We start from the raw sequence: 19,429 nt of genomic DNA, 5'->3' as shown, positions 1-19,429 counted from the left end.
CCTGTTCGATCAACGCACCAAGACCTGTGACCTGATAAAACGGCCGGCGCGTACATATTCCCTATCAATGCGGCCCCACGAGCTGACCAACAGGCCGGACACATATGATCGACTCTCGTTGTCATTTGCCCACCCCACTTGCCACCGGCGGGATTATAGAAAATAGCGAAAGGATGTTTCTCTTGGCGTTGCATCCCCGAATTCGTCCAGAATGCCGCCCACCCGCCGGGCGAAGGACAAAGTGACAGGCCACTTGCCGCGAATGTCAGCAGTGTTCCAATTCATCCGGGTTAGGTTCAACAAGTCTTGGGCGGCGTCGATTTTGCTGCCGTCCGACTGCATGCGCACCTCAAATGGTTGCGGCACGTGCGGCCCGGGATACGTGCCGAGCTCTGGCATGAATCCCGAAGTAAAAAGGAACGACTTCGCATTGTTGACTGAGCATACAGTACCGACCTTCGGCGGATAGGTCCCTAGACGGAGCAATCTGAAAGAGCTCGGAACGAGCGTAACGAGATCGACAATCGGAATATCGCTCAGCGCCGCACGGATGCCAGCAAGTTCTGCGTCATCGAAATAGCTCGTTTTGTGAACGACGACCCGCACCGGTGTGCCGCCGGTGCGGGTCGTATATTCAGCGACGATGTTTTCGGCGAGATTGTAGGCTTGTTCTTCGGACAGATGAACGTCTCGGCTTTGTTGCGGGCCCGCAGGCACGCCTTCTCCCCGGATTGCGAACCCTTCACCCTCGCTTGAAAATGCCTGTGCCAAGCTTGATTGTACGATGTGACGTTTGGTTGTTCGGAAATGATGGAAAGTAATGCCGACAAAGCAAGTTTCAGGTCCGTCCTGCGGCAGGCGCCAAGGCACCCCGCCTGCCTTATAGTAAGCCCCGACGGAGAAATTCCACGCGCGGGTCGCCGGGTCTTGGCCTTTGGCCGTATCTTCGAGAAGATTGCGGGTCGCTATTTGGATCGGGAGCTTAAACTTTAACGCCCGCGCCTTCAGTGCGTGGCGCAGATCCCGCTTGAGAAAGTCTTCGTCGGACTGTTCGACTTCCTGGATTAAGTCGAACAGGTCGAGCTGTTTTCGCGCCTGCGCCTTCCTGATCGCGGCCGCCGTCTTCTTCTCTTCCGCAGACGCCTTTCGCTCGACAGAATGGCATTTCTTATACACGTCGTCCGAGATTGCCATGATAACGAGGTCGGGCCTATTGGCGTCGCGCGCGGCTAGCCCTTCCAACGCGTTCGAATAGACATTCAGCACACGCTCGAACCGGTCGAAAGGATCGGAGATGGCCAGCGCTTCTCCCAACTCGTCCCGGGTCTCGCCATCTAGACGCACCGTCCAATTGTCATCAGTTATCAGCGCGCTATGAAAAACCTGCTCAAACCCCGGATAGGCGCGGCGCAGAAGGCTCGCGTCGCCAGTCACCGGAATTGGCTTCATACAGCGGTCAAGCCACGCCCGCACAAGATCGATCATCTCCTGCGGACCAACAATGCCGATGTTCAGGTGCACTTTCCGGGCTGAACCAAAATGCAGGTCAAAGGGGCCCGCCGAAGCCAAACCGACCTTGGGATCGGAGACACTCAATGCGCCACCGAATTGCAGTTTCGGCGGCGGCAGCTCTATGATGGAGAGGTCCAGTGTCATTGCCTGTCCTCACTCTCATCGTCGGCGTCGTGATCAACCTCATTGTCATCGGCGTCGTGCAGTTCTTCGTAATCGTCATCATCTTCAGCGGCGAGGTCTTCGAGTTCGAGATCGACTTCAGACAAGGAGGTGTCGAGCTCATCGTCAATCGAGCGCCCACCATCAAAGACCGACGAATTGAATGCGATGCCCGGAAATGCGCTGTTGAGCAGGATCGCCGGGGCATACTCAGCAAGCTCATTGCCGTGCTCCGTACGCAAAGCGAAGACGCCTTCTGCTTCTTCCGACAAGCACGCCATCCAGAAGGATACATCATGCATGACGCTTGGATTGAAATCCCGCGCGGCGCGCTTGGTCGACAGAATATTGATCCGTTCCCGTCCTAGATATCGGCTCCGCCCATCGCGCGTAAACACGTAACCTGGATTGATGAACAGGCCCCAATCGACACCAAATGCCATGATCGAGTAGGAGAAGGATTTGTGTTCGTAATAGAGCACATCATCTGAATCGCGTTTCGTGCGCGCTTTGACGATCGTACGCGTCGCTCGCTTCACCCGCCCTTGATAAGTGATTTTGCGGTTCGGCTCTTCGCCGCGCGAGAAATGGGCGCGACGCCGGTCCTCGTCGACGACAAGCCCGATCGCTCGCAAATGCTCATCGACGCTGTCATGCAAGAGTTTGCGCAAGATATTCAGCCCGTTGCCCTGCTCGAACAGTTCTTGAATGGTGAGTTCCTCGACATCATCCACGTCGAATGGCGTCACTAGGTCCGAGGTGAGCCGGGTGAGGTCATAAAAGGTGAAGAAGCGGCCATCCTGTACGTACCCTGGTGGCACGGGCAAATCTTCGGCGGCTCTTTTTAGTCCGTGGACTGATTTGGCCGTGGTGCTGGCATGCCAGATACGATCGGGAATCGAGACAAACTCCGCAAGATTGGTGGTGAACCGGACGGTCTCGGATTGGTCGGCGACGGCCGTGCGTGTGATCTCATCAACCGCTTCGGGGCGAGCAAATATCACCACTCGGAAAGACGTATTGCCCTCAGTCGGCCCGAAATGCACCTCGCCGTTATTGTCGACCGTCTTCTGAAACATGTCGGACAGACCAGACCCCTTTCGATCCATCTCCGAACTGCCATAGAACAGACCGGAGATGACCGGATTGCGGTAGCCCTTGAGTTCGCCGCGTGATCCGCCACGGATCAGGGATTCGATTTCTTCACCGCCGGTCTTGGCGGCGACCTCTTCGGTGAGGCCACCCGGACTGATCGTCTCGATCTGCGTAGGCATCATGATGATCTGGATCGGCTGTGCGACGTTATAGTCCCGGTGGACAAGCGCGTTGACGATCATCTCTTTGAGAGCCTGCGGGTGATAAGGTGTGACGTCCCTTGATTTAGACTCTTTCAGAACGAAGGGCGCGTTCAGGAGTGCCGTTATCTCAATCAGAACGTTGAGCTGATTCCAGAGCGTGCCGCCGACGTTTCGTTCGACGACAAACTCGCCCTCCGTGTCAGTGCCGACTAGATCGACGTCCCCGCCAAATGCGGCAAGCAGCCATCCTTCCGGACCCTTTACCGTCAGCTTCACGGCAGCATGGGGCAAGGTCGTCGTTGGTTGTTTTGCGAACATCAACCAGCCCGCCAAGGTCGGTGCCGGGGGAGTATCGGCGTCCGCGTCCTGCTGGATCAGCTTCTTGGCAGCAGCGATATCTTCGACCCATTTGGCATCGAAGCGGTCAGGTGATGGCTCGCTATGCTTCTTCGCGTATTGCTGAAGACGGGAAAAAAGAAGTCGCTCATCAAGGTCGCCATAAGCGCCATCGTCGAATACCTGCATATCCGGTGGCAGTTCGATCGGGCCGATCACCGGGCCCAGGGCCTTGGGTGGCACCTTGGCGGCGACAAGCTGGTCGTAGAGATCAACTCTCAGCAAATGGTCGAACCCGTCGATCGGCACGCGGTTGAAGTTCGAACCGATCGCGTCAGCCAATCGCTGAGTCATCGGCGACAGCGGCTCACTGATGTTTCTCTTCATGTCGCACCAGAAGATGCCCTTGTTGAACCCGTTCGTGTAGTCGCATTGATCGAACAGGAGATCGGTCATTACCGATGCTTCCATGCCGCGATATCCGACGACAATAAGCGGATGGTCGCGCAGTAGCGGTCGCAAGCGTTCAACAACATCGGGATCAAGTTTCGCCACTTCGGTTGCCAGGTTCATGTCGGAATAGTGCTCAACCGACCCATGGATGTGGATGAGCTGGGGGTTGGCAGGAGAGGTCATGAATCGCGTCCAGTCCGACGGCGTGCGGATCTCCACCAAATGGGGCGGCGCGTTCTCCAAAATCACTGCACGGTGCAGGCAATGGTCGAAATTTGTGGTAAGGACCGTCGCGATCCAGCCATTGTCCATAATACGAGCGAGCGCGCGGTACCCTTCGCTCGGCTGAACGCCACGGCTTATGATATGTTCAAAGAACTCTCGTTTGTCGTCGGCAATGCCGAGCAGATTGTCGACAGCGACAGGGTACTGGTCTGCTAGTCCGACGCCCTTCTTGAACCAAGGCTGACTTTCCAGCCAAGGTTGCCAGTCTGAGCTGACAACGCCCGGGTCGGCGAAGGAGCGGCCATATTCCTTGCACCACGCCCATTTCGCAGCTCGGTTCACTGTCTCCCAAGCGTCAGGGACGCCGGATTTCTTCGAGGCGCCGGCACCAAGTAGCAGAATTGGTTGGCGATGCTCACGTAGCAGCGTGCGCACCCGCCCTGGTTCTACTTGCCTAACTACGGAAACCCCGCCGCCGTGCATCTAGTCCCGTCACAACCTTCTTTGACTCTCGACCAAATCCTACCCCAATTGGAACAAAATGGAAACAGCGTGCGGGCATTTTGCGAGCCGGAAACCTTTCAACGTAGCCGAACGCTGGAATGAGAGCAGCAAGGTCTACTTTTCATTGCAGGCCGCGCATGTGGTTGGAATAGAGCGGATGACCGGTATCGGGCCGCCAGCTGAAGTTCGATCAATGACCAGGTATGGCGCTGCTTTGACGTCCATTTCCTCCGCTGGAATACCCGCCGTGGAACTGGAAGGGGAGCGGCGATCAACATCGAAATTGGACTATCTTGGCCCATTATGCGGCGGTCTTGAAAAGCCCCCGCTGATATCGACGGTTGCGGGCCCCCGCAACCACTTCCGTCGCAACTCACTACAAATCCAAATATGACATAGGCTTGTCGGCGCACCTTCCCATGTTCGGAAGCGCGGCGGCAGCTTGGGTTTGAGGTCAAAGGGCGGCTTTCTGCTCTCTTGCGTCACACCCACACGCCAGAATAGGCCGTCCTGTATTGTGCACGGAATGGCGGCTTCGCGCCCGCATATCGGCCATTAGGCTGCCTATGGCCGCATTCCAGAAGCAGACATCTGGTCGATAGTCGTGACGGCGTCCCTATTGGTTGAAGTCAGATGGCCGCAAGGTACGATCGGATTCGAGACTTTCCCAACCGCCTTCAAGCTGAATGAGAGCATACCTGGTCCCCTCGGCTTGATCCTTTGGTAGGAGGGTCATCACACCGACCGAAAAAATCAGCGGCGGCCGATCCCTCTGGCGCAGCTGCTGTTTGTGATGGCCCATATGGCAGACAAACCCGTGCTCTTCGACCTGGCGGCATAGTTCAATAAAGCTATGCGCATAACCCAGCTGCTGCGACCTCGGGCAGTCATCCCAGACATCGTTTAGGTCAGTGATGTAGTCGGTCATCGCGGCGGCCGTCTCCAGCGCTTCGTCTGCCGCAACACTTGACGTATCGATCCGAAACGCATGACGCTGGGCAAACGCACCCAAGAAGTCGCTTGCTGATTTGATCGCTGTGGTTGGCGCGACTACCATCTTGCGAATGGCCCGCTCCATCTCCGCTTTCTGACGGGCCTCTTGCTCGGGTGTAGGCTTCTCGAAAAACTTCACATCGATCTGCACAGCGCGGGCGATGCTGCGTAGGGTTTGCTCCTCTGGCCTATGTCGGCCGCTCTCGATCTTCTCGATAGTCCGCGTCGTTAGACCCGCTGCATTGGCAAGATTCTCCTGAGTGAGACCATGCCATTTGCGTATGAACTTCACCTGCTCGGCGATGTAGGCGGCGTCACGTTCCATGGTATCCATTGTCGCTCTCCATGCAAGGGATGCAATGACAATGACGCGGTCGGCTCACGATGTCCCCGAACACTACCCGAACGAATTCCGAACAAGCGGCTGTGCAGCCAATCCCGGCCAACCTTGAACGGCCGGATTGGGTCGTTCGCCGACGGGCAGCCATCCAGTGCAGCAACTCGAAACGGGACTGTCGGCAGTCGGCCCCTCTGCGACGTTAGCGCTGGTAGGAAGAGGTTTGCCGGCCTTCGGTGTATATGCTTTTCTGCGCACAGAGGTGGGGCAGCAGATGGTAGATGCCGGGTGGGGACAACTTTTCGTCGCAGCTCTTGGCGGCGGTTCTACGGTGAAGATCCTCGACATCGCTTACCAGGAATGGCGCAAGCGAAGAGAAAAGTCGGACTCCGCCGAACAGTTCGTCGACCGTCACCTCGATCCCTTGCTGAAGGCTGCCGACGAGCTTGTCGGCAAGCTACGATCGCTTGCGGAAGATGACTTCAAAGCGATTCACAGCGTGACGCCAGACGACAGCCGCCTCGAGAACCACGATTTTGCGAGCCTCCTCTACCTATTTGGCTGCTTCTGGGCGCAGGTTGAGGTGATCCGTCAGGAAGGTATGTCGGTCGCAATGGCAAAGGATGAGCGCGGCCTGCGGCTCCAGAAGTTCTTCGATTGCCTAGAAGGGCGCCGCGTCCGGATCCTACCGAGGGTACTGCAACGCGCTGTTGGCGAGACTTTCCGCACTGAAAAGGGAGCGAAGACCTTCGTCGAGTTCGTAGCTGCCTTCGAAGAAACCGAAGGTTTCAGGCGGTGGATCATGCCTCTGGCGACGTTCCTCTCTCGAACCGAGCACACGACCGAGCGCCAGCAATTGCTGCAATACGGTGTCGTTGTGCACGCGATGATCGACCTGCTTGACCCCACGCACAGTATAACCCGTAAGCGGCCGTCCATGCCAAACAAGCTAACCACTAAGTCATGGAGGGCACTTAACTATCGAGTGTTTGGCGTCTATCTGACATTCGTCAAGGACCGACAAAAATACATCGGGCCGCCCAGAAGGCGGCCCGAAAGAAAAGGGTAAGGCGGCCCGAAGAGACTTTGGAACCCTGAGGCTCGGAACGTCTGTTGGGCGCGCCTTTAGCTCGTTGGCACACTGATGTGCATCACACCGCTAACATCGTCATGCTGGCGCCAAATGTCAATGGCAACATATTGTTCAGGATGCCAAAAGTATTATGTCCGTCTCCGCTGATAATCCTCTAGTCTTGGTGGAGAAATCCGTAAGCGGCGGCCACCGCTGGGGAAGTTGGCTCTGCTGTGAGGAGGTCGCCTTCGAGCGCTCCACTCAGACTCTGCATGGCCGGAGAAACGGCCAAGTCTTTGAGGACCGCTCACCACCCTCCAGCGCTATTGCTGTCGTACCGTGCCAATGACTGGTTGAGGTTATGGCCAGGACAAAACCTTTGTAGAGCTGAACGTCCGCTCATCCACATCCCGCATCAGAAGCCGCCATTCCGCTTCCGGCCCTATACTGGCCGTGCCAACTTGGTGTCATGAAGGAATCGAACTCCTAAGTCCGTTGACTGAGCTTTCTCCTGTCCGATTTGATGGTCAAATCCATTTGCATCTTGGGCAACTTACGAGCTTCGTATGCGGCGCAGCTGCTTACCACCGGCTTGCCCGAAGCCGCCTACGCCGCTTCCCAGACCTGGTTCAAAATCCGCGCAGCGAGAGCCGCCTTGTCCTGCGGCAGAAAACGACCGTAGTGGTGCGCGACCATATCAGGGGTGTCCTGGATGGCATAGCTCGCCTGCTCATAGGAACCGGTCTGCTTGAGAATATGCGTCGCCAGCACGTCGCGGACGTTATGTGGGCCGTGAGGGAGTAGACCGGGAATGGCGCCGCGTCCGGTGTAGGGGTTGTAGATGCCATATCGCTGGATCGTCAGGCGCCAGGCCTCATAAAACGTGTTCTGGTCGTACGAGGCGTCTCTGCTCGTCGTCTTCACCGTCTTGACGAAGAATGTGCCTGGATCCTCGGCGCCGCCGAGAAGTACGCGTCTATGCCGATCGATATAGGCCTCGATGTGATCGTAGAGGCCGCCGAGGTCGGGTAGGATCAGTCGAAACGGCTTGCTCCCGAAATAGGACGAATTGGCGTTCTTGAAAGCGACCGAGGGGATCAGCACTTCCCAGCCCTCATCACGTTCGCTCCAGCGAATCTCGCCGCGCTTCATGTCGGCGAGCTGGCGCTCGGACCGTGGCAGCCGGCCGCGTTCACAGACCATCAACTGACGCAGGTTCTTCTGCCGCAATCCAAGGTGCAGTCCGAAACGCAGCATCAGGAACGATCGGACGGCCTCCGCCGCTGGACGACGATAGAGCCGCTCGTCCGGCATGACCCGGAGGATCTCTTCGGTGATCTTTCGATATTCGCCGACCGGGCTCTCAGTTTCGAGCACTGGCATGATCGGCTCGAACGGGTCACGATGTACGCGGGCGACGCGTTGGATCTCCTTCACGCGGGAGGAGGCATGCTTGAAATAGACGTCGCAGGCATCGTCCCAGTCGGCACAGGCGCGGTCGATGTCCGCCTGCGTAACCAACCCCTCGATCGGTCGGAGCCGTGATCCGAGACGAGGGTGCTGCCGCAGCCAGCCCGTTTCCCTTCGGGTGAGGGCGAGCGAAATGCGCAGCATGTCCACCTCCCAGGCGGTATAGAAGCCGCGCCGCCTCTCGCGCCATTGCACGTACCAGTCCCAGATCGAGGGGAAGACGAGCAGACCGAAGGTCAGGTGCTGCAGCGGCACACCGTAGCCGCGAACCGGGCCGCGCGGATGGGCGGCCAATGCTCCGAACATCAGCCCGAGGTGTTCCACCTTCTGAGACGCCGTCTCCTCGCCCCAGACACCGTTCCGCTGCAGGCCGAACGCGGTGAGCGTCGCGGTCTTGAAGCGGATAAGTTCGGCCATTTCCATGGCCAGGACTGGTGGAGCGTCGATGACGCCGGATCGCAGGTCCGGATCGGTGAACGAAGTGCTGTCTTCGTCCGGCTCGTCGTATCTGTTTCGATGGCTGTCCTGCGCAGAGTCAGACTGACCGTATGTGACCCCTGGAAAACGGATTGCGTACCGCTGTTTCATCGCGGCCGCTTGGAACCGCCTGTAGTCGGTCGAGCCCCTGATAATGACGCGCTGAACCCATTCGAGGATCTCCTCCTGCTCCTGGCGGGGGCGTGTGTTGAAATCGTCGGGCAGATGCCAGGCGAGCCTCCGTCGCTCGGCTGGGCCAATGTCGTCAAGGACGTGGCCCGACGCTGACCGCGTCTGATGCGGGAGCTTCGCCTTGAAGTATCCTGTCGGCAGGCGATAGCGGCGCTCGATGCGACCGAGGACCTCCATGCTCGCGACGCTGCGGGGCGCCTTCGATCCCTGCAGCCAGTGGCGGATGGTCGAATGGTCAAGCTTTTCGTCATCGCGAACGACGGCGCGGTGTAGGTGCCAATAGCTGTCGTCGTGTCGACGCATTTGCAGTTCCAGCGCCTCCCGAAAGGTTGGCGGGTCGAGCCAGTCATCGAAGAGGGGAGTTGGGAACTCTTCGATCGCGCGCGGCTTGGTGCCGGGCTTCCGCCGGTTCGTTGCAGGCTGCCGCTCCGATCGATCCGTCACACCAATGTGGCTGGCAGCGCTTGGCTTTTCCACTGGCTGTCGCGGAGGACGACCGCGTCGCGGACGCGGCTTGGAATCCTCTGTGGTTCGGATCTTGGCGGAAGGGCGTTTGGTTGGGCTTTTCGTGTTCCGCACGATTGCATCCAGAGCCGGTTCAATCACCGTTCTCACGCCCCGAAGAGCATCCCTGTCCAAGCCGCATTGAAGGGCGATTTCGTCCCAGTCGTAACCGCGCACCTTGCGAGGCGGCGTTTGCGACTGGGTGATCAGACAGAGGAGAAATTCTTTGATCCGTGTGCTTTCCTGCGGGGGCATTGCTGGATCGAGACGGAGGCGGCAGAAGTCGGAGATCTTGCGGGCAAGCAGTTTGGTATGCGGAAGGTCAGGCATGTGGGTAGGCTATGAAGATTCTCTGCGGTGATTGACGAAGACCGCGGTCCTATCCGATTCGTCGCATCGGATGCCCAATCTCCTTCCTAATACGCTAGCACTGCCGATCGGGCGGCTTTATGCTTCCGATGGAGTAGGCCCCAAGTTGTCATCATATCGACGATGTCGACATTCCTGCTTCCGATGACATACGTCGTGGCGATTGGGACCGAGGCCAAGGTTGTGGTGCCAGGTGTGACACTGACCGAGAGCGATGGGCCCATTTAAGCTGCCTTACCCCAGCATCCCCGTTATTTTAGTGTTGGTGGGATTGTTTAAAAAGCGCCGCGTGTGAAGCCGTATCTCGGGTCTATTTCCTACGCTAATGGGATGAAGCGGAGAGGTCGGTCGCAGATAAGGATGATTCAGCCCCGCAACCAGACCTAGTCCTCCGCGAGCATTCGGAAGAACTCCTCCTCGGAGGCCTGCTTTGACGTCTGCAGCTGATGCAGATCCTCGGGTTTGAGGTTGGTGTACCGCCGGAGCATTTTCCAATCCCGATGCCCGGTTACCAGCGCGACGCGTTCAATCGTCAGGCCTGCCTCGAATAGCCTGCTTGTGGCTTCATGGCGCAGGTCGTGAAAGCGCAGATCCTCAATGCCGAGTTCCTTTCTCCCTCGTCGAAACGCCGTGCCCACCGATTTGTGGTGATAGGGAAAACAACGGCCTTTCCCACCCGTTAGCACCTTTTGTTCAAGAAGAAGGTGCCATGCATCAAAACCTGCAAGGTTGAGGAGGGGGACCTTTTGATGGTTGCCATCCTTGCGGCGCGGATCTTTCCTGTCGCGGATGAGCACCACGCGCTTCTTGAGATCGACGTCGCTCCAATCGATTTTACAGATTTCCTCCTGGCGCATGGCTGTGGCGATCGCAAAGCGGACGATCCGACCCATTGGAATGATCGTGTTGGACTTGTTGTCGAAGTAATCGAGCAGCGCATCGATCTCGTCTTCGCTAGGGCGCCGATCTCGCTCGAATGATCGGCCGACGAGGCCAAGCCGGGTGAGGGCGGCCCGGGCGAGGCGGACGCTTTCGGTGTCGACCGATATTCCGTGAACTGCAGCTGCGTGCGTTAGAACTGTCCGAAGATAGGATAGGTCAACGGAAAGGGTAACAGGACCCGCTCCCTGTTTCGCACGACGCTGGCCGTATTTTATGATAGCCGCGCGGTCGAGACGTCTAATCCGGGTGGTGCCCAGATCACGTTTCAAAGCTTCCATGACAGCCTGCTTTGAACGTCGGAGGGGACGCCCGACCTCGTGGAGGTCCGAGACGTGCAGGTCAACGAGATCGGCAATAGTCTTGGCATCTCGAATTTGCCGATGACTTGGTTCGCCACCAATGTCGATCAAGCGCTCTGTTTCTATCGCCCACTCGTTGGCGAGGGACTTGAGACGGAACGTCTGCGATGCATATTTTCCCTTTCGGCGAACGAGCGCTCGCCAGGTTCCCTCTTTGGTTTTGACTATGGTCGCCATGTTCCGTACAGCTTCCGAAATCCGCACAATTTCCGTACACCAAGAGATCAAAACCGGTACAAATCCGTACAAAATGATCCAATTCCGTACAGTTCGTTCACGGTTTAGGCCATTTAAGTGTATCATAAATCGTTGAAAAACAAAGAAAAAATCTTCGCCGTCGCGCCCATGATGGATTGGACGGACCGACATTGCCGGTATCTTCACCGGCAATTGACCTCGCGTGCGCTGTTGTTCACCGAGATGGTGACCAGCGCGGCGCTGGTGCATGGGGATGCCGAACGGCTGCTTGGCTATAATGACAGCGAGCATCCGGTGGCGGTGCAGCTCGGCGGGTCCGATCCGGTCGAACTTGCTCAAGCCGTCCAGATTTGCGACCGGTTCGGATACGATGAAATCAACCTCAATGTCGGCTGCCCGTCCGACCGGGTTCAATCCGGACAATTCGGCGCGTGTCTAATGGGGGTGCCGGAGCTGGTGGCCCGGTGTCTGGTGAGCATGGCAGAGACGACCGATACCCCGATTACCGTCAAATGCCGCATCGGGATTGACGATCAGGATATCGAAGCCGATCTCGACCGCTTTGTCGATGCCGTGCTTTCGACCGGCATCGAGGCCCTGTATGTCCATGCGCGCAAAGCCTGGCTCAAAGGCCTTTCTCCCAAGGAAAACAGGGATATACCGCCCCTAAACTATGATCGCGTGTATCGCCTGAAACAACGCCTGGGCGATTTTCCGGTGCTGATAAACGGCGGCATCAAATCGCTCGACGAGTGCGAAACCCATCTTCGGCACACCGACGGCGTGATGCTCGGTCGAGCCGCGTATCACGATCCAATGATTTTGGGCGTCACCGACGCGAAAATATTCGGCGGGAAGCGCGCTCCGGTGACGCTCGACGACATAGAAATCGCCATGACAGCTTATGCCGAAGTCGAGCTGGCCAAAGGCACACGCCTCAACCAGATTACCCGTCACATGCTCGGTCTGGCCAACGGGCTGCCCGGCGCAAGGCGGTTCCGGCAGATCCTGAGCGTCGAGGCCTGCAAGCCCGGGGCCGGGCCCGAGGTGATTGCCGCGGCATTCGCCCAGATCGATCAGTCAGCGGTTGCCGCTCGCGTGGCTTAGAGCATTTCAGCGCTTCTTCGAATCGCTTCAATTGCTCTAAGTCCTTGTTTTGTCGCGCTTCCGAACCGGATAAGTGGTGCCCACTTATCCTGGAAGCGCTCGAGCCCACTCAGTCCTGCTTGCGTGCCACGACGAAAAGGGCGCGATCCTTGCCGGGCTTCCACCGATGGACGATCTCGAATCCCGGGCGCTTGATCCTGGCGATCACCTCGTCGGTACTCATGACCTTGAGTATCGGCAGCAGGCCCACGGCGCGGCCAATCGGGGCCAGTACCTTGAAATAGCTCATCGTATCGCCAAGGCATGCCGTGCTGGAGACGAAGTATCCACTAGGCGCCAGCATGCGATGCACCTTGGCGATCACCGCATCGGGATCGCTGAGCAGATGCAGGATGCTCATGCCGAGCACCATGTCATAGGGTCGGTCCGGGAGTGGCAGGGTGGTGATGTCGGCGCGCTCGAAGGTGACATTGGTAATTTCGGCCTCGCGAGCCCTTCGGCGCGCCTTCTCCAACATGCGATCGGAAAAATCGATCGCCCGGATATGCGCCACAAACGGCGCATGCTTGATGGCGGTTCCCCCAGTGCCGCACCCGAATTCGAGCAGCTCCATGTCGGACCGCAGATAGCCCTGCGTCACCTTGAGTTTGGTCTGGTAATCGTCCTCATGGGTGATCGGCAGCCGCGCATATTTGTCCGCCGTCCTGTCCCAGAACCTGCTGGTCGCAGCCATGGCGTCTCCCTCCGGTCGCATTGAAGAAGACCAGATTACCTCAGTCTTTCTCATAGAGAAATTGCGCAATTTTGTACGAGTGTTATACATTATTGCATGAATACGACCGCGCCGGGCTTTGACTGGAACCAGATGCGTGCCTTCCTCGCGACCATCGAGGCGGGCTCATTATCGGCTGCGGGCAGGGCATTGGGCCTGACCCAGCCGACGCTGAGCCGGCAGATCGCTGCGCTCGAAGAGGATCTGGGGCTGTTGCTGTTCGAACGGGTGGGGCGGCGTCTGAATTTGACCGACGCCGGACGGCGGCTGGCCGAGCAGGCTCGGATCATGGGCGCGGCGGCCGATCGCGTAGCCATAACGGCATCGTCCCAATCGCAGGCACTCGAAGGTCGCGTGCGGATAACCGCGGTCGACATTCTGGCTGCCCATGTCCTCCCCCCTGTTCTGCAAAAACTCTATGCAATGGCGCCGGGAATCGAAGTCGAAATCATCGCTTCCAATTCGATCGACGACCTGATGCGGCGCGAGGCCGATATCGCCATTCGTCACGTTCAGCCCGATCATGCCGATCTCATCGCGCGCCGATGCCGGGATACGGAGGTTGCGCTTTATGCAGCGACGTCTTTTCTTGAAAAATTCGGGCGTCCGACCCGGCCCGGCGATCTGTCCGAAGCGCCCTTTATCGGCTTTGCGCCCGACGATTCCATCGATCAGGAGCTCAATAAACGCGGCATACCTGTTACCCGGGGAAATTTTCGCTGGCTGTGTGTCAGTTCGCTCGTCGGGCTGGAACTGATCCGGCGCGGATTGGGCGTCGGGCTGACATTTGCCGACGCGGCGGATCAGTTTCCCGACCTTGAGCGCGTCTTGCCCGATATGGAGTCCTTGGCGGCACCGATATGGCTCACTGTGCATCGTGAATTGCGCACCAGCCCGCGCATGCGCATCGTTTTCGACCTGTTGGCCGAAGCGTTTGGGTCAGGAACGGGGGCTAGTCGTGAAGCTCAAGAGAATCCTGACTGACCGTGTAGCGCGATAGCGTTTCGAGGAAAGTCATGCCTAGTAGCGAGGTTTCGAGCGCATTGTCCTCGACCACGAAGGCGCGGATGTTGCGGCGCACGATGTTGCCCACTTCGATTTGCTCGATCCGGACAGGAGCGGCGGTGCCCGTGCCGTTGGCGGTCTGAACTGGAATGGTATAGCGTAGGCTGTCGGTATCTATGCCGGCTGCGTCCGCATCGACGTGGGAAAGGACCACTGCGCTCGCGCCAGTATCGAATATCATGGGGATATTGGTGCCGTTGATACGGGTATCTACGCTAAAGCTGCCACCGAAGGAGCGCGAAATATGGACGTTCCCTGTCTGTGGATCGACGATTGCCGCACCAGGTTGCAAGGCACCGACCACCCTCTGGCCCATCCGTTCAATATCGCTGCGATAGGTGTAACCAAGCACCAGGATTCCGCCGATGGCGATCCAGATCACAAAGCCCGATATGATTTCGCCCAACCTGTGCCGCCGTCCGATCAGTGCGCTGGCAACAAGGGTTCCGATGACCACGAGCGGAATGGCGCTCGCTGTCTGCGCTTGCGTTAGTCCGAAGACAGCACCGGCGTCGGCGCTGATGGCGACGGCAAGGCCGACCACGATCAGGATGGCAAAAGCGACAAAGAGCATGAACGATCCAAAAGGGTTCAACCGGCGATGATACGCATAAAGGTTGCCAATAGGGCAATTTCAAGCAGCGCCTGCAAAGCGCCGATGAGATCGCCCGTTTGACCACCCACCAGCCGGTCACAAAGCCGTGTCCATCCAAACGCGATGCCTGAGGCGAGAACCACTCCCACAACAGCACCGAGAAGGCCCGCGAACACAACGGCGAGTCCTCCAGCGATAACCAGAGCCAGAACGAGACCAACGGTAAAAGCGTTCCCTGACAGACGACCCGCCGTGGCCGAAGCGCCATTGGCGCGGGCAGGGGGCAGGGCCATCGCGATATAAAGACCGCCGGACCGTGCCAATACCCCGGCCGCCAGCCAGGCCATGGCTGCCGTCACCCCGTCATGGGCCGTCAGAGCCGATAGGGTCGCAACCTTGAAACCTACGACCAAAACGATGGCCAGAACGCCATAGGTGCCGTGGCGGCTGTCCTTGAGGATGTCCAGCCGGCGCTCAACGCTATTGCCGCCAAACAGCCCATCGGCGGCATCCGCCATGGCGTCCTCGCTCATTGCGCCGGTCACCATGGCCGAGCAGGCAACGGCGGCAATTGCCGAAAACAGGGGCGGGAAACCCGCTGCGGTACATGCCATCAGGACACCGGCCGGCACGATGCCGATCAACAGGCTGGCTAGCGGCAACGCCCGCGCAATGCGATCGAGATTGGGCAATGCATGGGGGAGCCCCCCCGTCGGCAGGCGCGAGAAAAAGCGCAATGCCATGACCAGGTCGGTCATCGGATTTGCCCTTTCGACGGCCGACCTGTGCTCGCCCGTCGACCCACCTCGCTCGTTGGCATCGCTCAATTGCGTTTTTCCCCGTTTCGTCCCAAAAGGAGCACCCCTCATATCACTCGAATCCGGGAGCGACCATGTCTGCCCAAGCTTTCACCGATTTCCACGATCTCCTGATGCTCGGCCCGGATGGCGATGAGGCGGCGGTTGCGGCGGTAAAGGCGCGAGATGCGCAATTGACCAAGCCCGCCGGATCGCTCGGCGAGATGGAATTTCTGGTCGAGCACATGGCTCGCTGGCAGGGCAAGGCCGAACCGACTTTCGAAGACCCCATGGTCGCGATTTTTGCCGCCAATCACGGGGTGACCGATCAGGGCGTTTCGGCTTTTCCACGCGATGTGACCAAGCAGATGGTGAACAATTTCACCAAGGGCGGAGCAGCGATTTCCCAGATCTGCGCGCTTCATGAGATCAATTTGCGCGTCTTCGAATTGGCGCTCGATGTGCCGACCGGAGACATAACTGTCGTTCCCGCGATGGACGATCGCACCTGCGCGGCAACTATAGCCTACGGCATGGAAGCTATTGCCGGCGACGTGGATCTGTTGTGCATCGGTGAAATGGGGATCGGCAACACCACGGTCGCTGCAGCGATCTATGCAGCGCTCTATGGCGGTACCGGCGCCGATTGGGTGGGACGCGGGACCGGCGTTGACGATGCGGGCCTTAAGCGCAAGGCCGATGCGGTGGATCGCGCGCTGACCCGTCACGCCGGTCGCCTCGATACGCCGTTCGAAATTCTCGCCAATCTTGGCGGGCGTGAAATCGCCGCCATGGTCGGCGCCATAATTGCCACGCGCCATCAGAAGGTGCCCGTCATCGTCGACGGATTCGTGGCAACGGCGGCGGCGGCTATTGCGCATGCGGTCAATCCGGCTGCGATCGATCACTGCCTGTTCGGCCACGTTTCGGCTGAAGGCGGGCACGCGAGCGTACTCGCAAAAATTGATGCAAGGCCATTGCTCAATCTTGGCATGCGGCTGGGAGAGGGCAGTGGTGCCGCTCTCGCGGCTGTCATGTGCAAGACGGCCCTTCACGTACACAAGAACATGGCGACTTTCGCCGAAGCTGCCGTCGACGAGAAACTGGGCTGATCGGGCCTGCGAAATCGCTGCGGACTGGTGCTTTTCTCACCTGTCGGGAGCCCGTTAAGTAAACACCGTTCTTGCGGAGAAATGCCATGTATGCGCTTTATATCGCCAATAAGAACTATTCCTCCTGGTCGTTGCGGCCCTGGGTGCTTCTCAAAACGCTCGGCATTGCCTTTGATGAGCGCTTCGTTCCCTTTCTCCAGGGCTCCAGCTACGAGGAGTTCCGCAAGTTCTCTCCCACTGGCCTCGTGCCTTGCCTCGTGGATGGCGATCTGACGGTCTGGGACTCGCTGGCGATAACCGAGTATGTCGCCGAGGATCATTCTCGAGTCTGGCCCGCCGACCGGGCGGCGCGCGCCTGGGCGCGCTCGGCGACAGCGGAGATGCATTCGGGATTTTCGTCGCTGCGCAACATATGCGGGATGAACGTTGGGGTCAGAGTGCGCATGCATGAGATCAGCGCGGGACTGCAAGCCAATCTGGACCGCATAGATGAACTCTGGAACGAGGGGCTGTCGCGCTTCGGCGGGCCGTTTCTTGCCGGCACCACGTTTACTGCGGTCGACGCGTTCTTTTGTCCGGTTGCGTTCCGTATCCAGACCTACGGGCTTAAGCTCAGCGATACCTCGCTGGCCTATGTCGAGCGTTTGCTGGAATTGCCCGCCATGAAAGAATGGTATGAGGCCGGACTGGCCGAAACCATCCGCGACGAGCCACACGACGCCGAGATTGGTCTGGCTGGAACGCTGGTCGAGGACTTGCGGGCCGTCTAGGAGGCTTCGGAGTAAATCTCGAGCCTGTTGCGCTTCTCGACAACGGGCGCGATGCCTTCCATGACGCGCGCGCGCGGGAAGGTGGCGATCACTTCGGTACCGAAGCGCAGCTTGGAGAACAGGTCGAACCGGCCCTGATGAAGGTCCATGATCTTCTGGACGATGGGCAGGCCCAGTCCGGCACCCTGCTCGGCGGTCTTTTGCGCCAGCGAACCCTGGCCGAAAGACGACAGCACTGTCTCGATTTCTTCTTCGGGGATGCCGGGGCCGTTGTCGACCACCGAGATGAATTGCCCGCCATCGGCCGAGCGCCCCACACTCAGCATGATCTTGCCCGATTGCGGAGTGAATTTGATGGCATTTGAGAGGAGGTTTAGGACAACCTGACGCGCGGCCCGCTCGTCGCCCCAGATTTTGGGGAGTGCCTCGCCGGCGTCGAACTGAAGATCGACATTTTTCGAGCGCGCCCGGATTTCGAGCATACGCCGGCAATCGTCTGAGATATCGACAAGCGAAATCGCTTCTTCGTTGAGGTCGTATTTCCCCGCCTCGATGCGCGAGAGATCGAGCAACTCGTTGATAAGGGTCAGCAGGTGCTGCCCGCTCGCATGGATGTCTCCGGCATATTCCTTGTATTGGGGAACGGCGTGGGCGCCCAACAGCTCGGATTTGAGCACTTCGGAAAAGCCGATAATGGCGTTGAGCGGCGTGCGCAGCTCGTGGCTCATGGTGGCGAGAAAACGCGACTTGGCGATATTGGCCTGCTCGGCATGACGGCGCGCTTCGTCCGACATCGTGCGCGCTTCTTCAAGCTCAAGGATCAGAGCGTCTTTCTCCCATTGATGCTCGAGATTACCGATTTCGGACCTGTAGAGTTGTCTGGTGAGAAACAGAAAAAAGAAGAACGCCCCGATGGTCACGACGGACATGGCGTAATTGAGCGTGCCGCCGCTCCAGATCAGCATTGCCGCAACCGAAACTGTTCCGGGGAATGTGGTGACGAGAGTGGCGCTGGGCAGGGTGCGCGTGGCCACAGCGTTCGCGGCAACGCCGACCAGCAGCATCGCAAAGATAATGATCTGTATGTCCTGACCACCACCCCCGATGGTGAGAACCGGCAGAGTTGCCCAGGACAGCCCCGTGATCGTTTCAGCGATGATGAAGGTCTGGGTCCAGCGGCGAGGATTGAACTTGGCAGAACTCTGCCTGCGGAACCGTCGGCAGATCATGGCGACGCCGAGATTTGCAATGCCAACGACGCTGGCCCAAAGCGCAGCAATTACAGGATCGATCCAAAGAACCGCGGCGAGCGAGAGAATGCTCAACAGCACCAAGGTGGGCACAAGGCTCGTTAACCGGGCGTTGGCGTATTCGGCGAGCAATTCGTAGTCGAAAGTGGCTCGTGTACCCGAGCTTGAGGTTAGTTTCTGGCGCGCATCGAGAACCGCACGCTGAACCGTTCGACGCGACTCTCCCCGGCGCGGCACTTCCGTTGCACGGTTTGGCTGGCTGGACGCCATCTAACTCTCGTTACGCTACTTAACTGCTCATCGGGTCGGCAAAAAAACGAGCCCGCCCGTACACGAACCACAACGCTAAGCCACGCGTGGTTAACAGGACGTTGAACGGAACCGAACAGTTAGACGCAATCTTCACCATACCTGGCTGGAAGCCCATTGGCCGGCCGATTGCGGGTGCAAAGAAGGAAGGAAATAACCATCAACAAGCCTTGAGTGCTTTGCCTTGACACGGGCAATGCCGGCACGTCAAATGCCGGTTCGAGGCGGACGATTTTCCAGAATACTGGA

At 58.5% G+C, this 19,429-nt stretch carries 14 protein-coding genes; 5 read left to right on the top strand and 9 right to left on the bottom strand.

The features are described 5' to 3' along the window. Positions 1–153 precede the first annotated feature (153 nt). From ACP148_RS10185 to ACP148_RS10175, 3 genes are all read right to left on the bottom strand, one after another. On the bottom strand, positions 154–1,656 hold the full coding sequence (locus tag ACP148_RS10185; protein WP_421950794.1) for a hypothetical protein: 1,503 nt from the start codon (positions 1,654–1,656) through the stop codon (positions 154–156). Beyond that, complete coding sequence (locus ACP148_RS10180) at positions 1,653–4,421, bottom strand: SIR2 family protein (protein WP_425033481.1); 2,769 nt, start codon at positions 4,419–4,421, stop codon at positions 1,653–1,655. Before ACP148_RS10180 ends, ACP148_RS10185 begins: the two co-directional genes overlap by 4 nt. A 685-nt stretch (positions 4,422–5,106) precedes the next feature. After that, positions 5,107–5,817: a helix-turn-helix domain-containing protein gene (locus ACP148_RS10175; protein WP_421950791.1), complete on the bottom strand. Its 711-nt coding sequence runs from the start codon at positions 5,815–5,817 to the stop codon at positions 5,107–5,109. A gap of 157 nt (positions 5,818–5,974) precedes the next feature. Between ACP148_RS10175 and ACP148_RS10170 the strand changes: the two genes are divergently transcribed. Then, the gene (locus ACP148_RS10170) at positions 5,975–6,889 is read left to right on the top strand and encodes a hypothetical protein (RefSeq protein WP_421950790.1); all 915 of its coding nucleotides are present in this window, start codon (positions 5,975–5,977) and stop codon (positions 6,887–6,889) included. A 609-nt stretch (positions 6,890–7,498) separates the two neighbouring features. Here the strand turns inward: ACP148_RS10170 and ACP148_RS10165 are convergent. Together ACP148_RS10165 and ACP148_RS10160 are read right to left on the bottom strand one after the other, a co-directional pair. Then, positions 7,499–9,865: a hypothetical protein gene (locus ACP148_RS10165; protein WP_421950789.1), complete on the bottom strand. Its 2,367-nt coding sequence runs from the start codon at positions 9,863–9,865 to the stop codon at positions 7,499–7,501. Positions 9,866–10,287: 422 nt separating this feature from the next. Then, positions 10,288–11,382: a site-specific integrase gene (locus ACP148_RS10160; protein ID WP_421950788.1), complete on the bottom strand. Its 1,095-nt coding sequence runs from the start codon at positions 11,380–11,382 to the stop codon at positions 10,288–10,290. 132 nt (positions 11,383–11,514) lie between these two features. Between ACP148_RS10160 and dusA the strand changes: the two genes are divergently transcribed. Then, positions 11,515–12,510, top strand: coding sequence for a tRNA dihydrouridine(20/20a) synthase DusA (gene dusA, locus ACP148_RS10155; protein WP_425033478.1), 996 nt, complete (start codon positions 11,515–11,517; stop codon positions 12,508–12,510). Between the two features lie 109 nt (positions 12,511–12,619). Here dusA and ACP148_RS10150 read toward each other — a convergent pair whose 3' ends face one another. After that, a complete protein-coding gene (locus tag ACP148_RS10150; protein ID WP_421950786.1) occupies positions 12,620–13,243 on the bottom strand; it encodes a class I SAM-dependent methyltransferase in 624 nt (207 codons plus the stop codon). A 96-nt stretch (positions 13,244–13,339) separates the two neighbouring features. Between ACP148_RS10150 and ACP148_RS10145 the strand changes: the two genes are divergently transcribed. Then, positions 13,340–14,266: a LysR family transcriptional regulator gene (locus ACP148_RS10145; RefSeq protein WP_421950785.1), complete on the top strand. Its 927-nt coding sequence runs from the start codon at positions 13,340–13,342 to the stop codon at positions 14,264–14,266. Here ACP148_RS10145 and ACP148_RS10140 read toward each other — a convergent pair. Together ACP148_RS10140 and ACP148_RS10135 are read right to left on the bottom strand one after the other, a co-directional pair. After that, on the bottom strand, positions 14,235–14,921 hold the full coding sequence (locus ACP148_RS10140) for a retropepsin-like aspartic protease family protein (protein WP_421950784.1): 687 nt from the start codon (positions 14,919–14,921) through the stop codon (positions 14,235–14,237). The genes ACP148_RS10145 and ACP148_RS10140 overlap by 32 nt on opposite strands. Positions 14,922–14,938: 17 nt before the next feature. After that, positions 14,939–15,700: an adenosylcobinamide-GDP ribazoletransferase gene (locus tag ACP148_RS10135; RefSeq protein ID WP_421950783.1), complete on the bottom strand. Its 762-nt coding sequence runs from the start codon at positions 15,698–15,700 to the stop codon at positions 14,939–14,941. Between the two features lie 134 nt (positions 15,701–15,834). On the opposite strand from ACP148_RS10135, the gene cobT reads away from it, so the two are divergent. Together cobT and ACP148_RS10125 are read left to right on the top strand one after the other, a co-directional pair. Further along, the gene (cobT, locus tag ACP148_RS10130; RefSeq protein ID WP_421950782.1) at positions 15,835–16,851 is read left to right on the top strand and encodes a nicotinate-nucleotide--dimethylbenzimidazole phosphoribosyltransferase; all 1,017 of its coding nucleotides are present in this window, start codon (positions 15,835–15,837) and stop codon (positions 16,849–16,851) included. A gap of 86 nt (positions 16,852–16,937) precedes the next feature. Continuing rightward, the gene (locus ACP148_RS10125; protein WP_421950781.1) at positions 16,938–17,621 is read left to right on the top strand and encodes a glutathione S-transferase family protein; all 684 of its coding nucleotides are present in this window, start codon (positions 16,938–16,940) and stop codon (positions 17,619–17,621) included. Here the strand turns inward: ACP148_RS10125 and ACP148_RS10120 are convergent. After that, positions 17,618–19,141 carry a sensor histidine kinase gene (locus ACP148_RS10120; RefSeq protein WP_421950780.1) on the bottom strand — a complete coding sequence of 508 codons (1,524 nt, stop codon included), beginning with the start codon at positions 19,139–19,141 and terminating at the stop codon, positions 17,618–17,620. The two genes, ACP148_RS10125 and ACP148_RS10120, sit on opposite strands and share 4 nt — an antisense overlap. Positions 19,142–19,429: the final 288 nt, after the last annotated feature.

The sequence above is a fragment of the Pelagibacterium sp. genome (assembly GCF_965249125.1).
Classification (GTDB): domain Bacteria; phylum Pseudomonadota; class Alphaproteobacteria; order Rhizobiales; family Devosiaceae; genus Pelagibacterium.
This window is presented reverse-complemented; position numbering and strand designations above follow the sequence as displayed.

Coding starts and splice junctions, on each gene's coding strand:
- ACP148_RS10175 (WP_421950791.1), bottom strand. CDS start 5,817: ATGGATACCATGGAACGTGACGCCGCCTACATCGCCGAGCAGGTGAAG.
- ACP148_RS10120 (WP_421950780.1), bottom strand. CDS start 19,141: ATGGCGTCCAGCCAGCCAAACCGTGCAACGGAAGTGCCGCGCCGGGGA.
- ACP148_RS10135 (WP_421950783.1), bottom strand. CDS start 15,700: ATGACCGACCTGGTCATGGCATTGCGCTTTTTCTCGCGCCTGCCGACG.
- ACP148_RS10160 (WP_421950788.1), bottom strand. CDS start 11,382: ATGGCGACCATAGTCAAAACCAAAGAGGGAACCTGGCGAGCGCTCGTT.
- ACP148_RS10140 (WP_421950784.1), bottom strand. CDS start 14,921: ATGCTCTTTGTCGCTTTTGCCATCCTGATCGTGGTCGGCCTTGCCGTC.
- ACP148_RS10145 (WP_421950785.1), top strand. CDS start 13,340: ATGAATACGACCGCGCCGGGCTTTGACTGGAACCAGATGCGTGCCTTC.
- cobT (WP_421950782.1), top strand. CDS start 15,835: ATGTCTGCCCAAGCTTTCACCGATTTCCACGATCTCCTGATGCTCGGC.
- ACP148_RS10165 (WP_421950789.1), bottom strand. CDS start 9,865: ATGCCTGACCTTCCGCATACCAAACTGCTTGCCCGCAAGATCTCCGAC.
- ACP148_RS10150 (WP_421950786.1), bottom strand. CDS start 13,243: ATGGCTGCGACCAGCAGGTTCTGGGACAGGACGGCGGACAAATATGCG.
- ACP148_RS10185 (WP_421950794.1), bottom strand. CDS start 1,656: ATGACACTGGACCTCTCCATCATAGAGCTGCCGCCGCCGAAACTGCAA.
- ACP148_RS10125 (WP_421950781.1), top strand. CDS start 16,938: ATGTATGCGCTTTATATCGCCAATAAGAACTATTCCTCCTGGTCGTTG.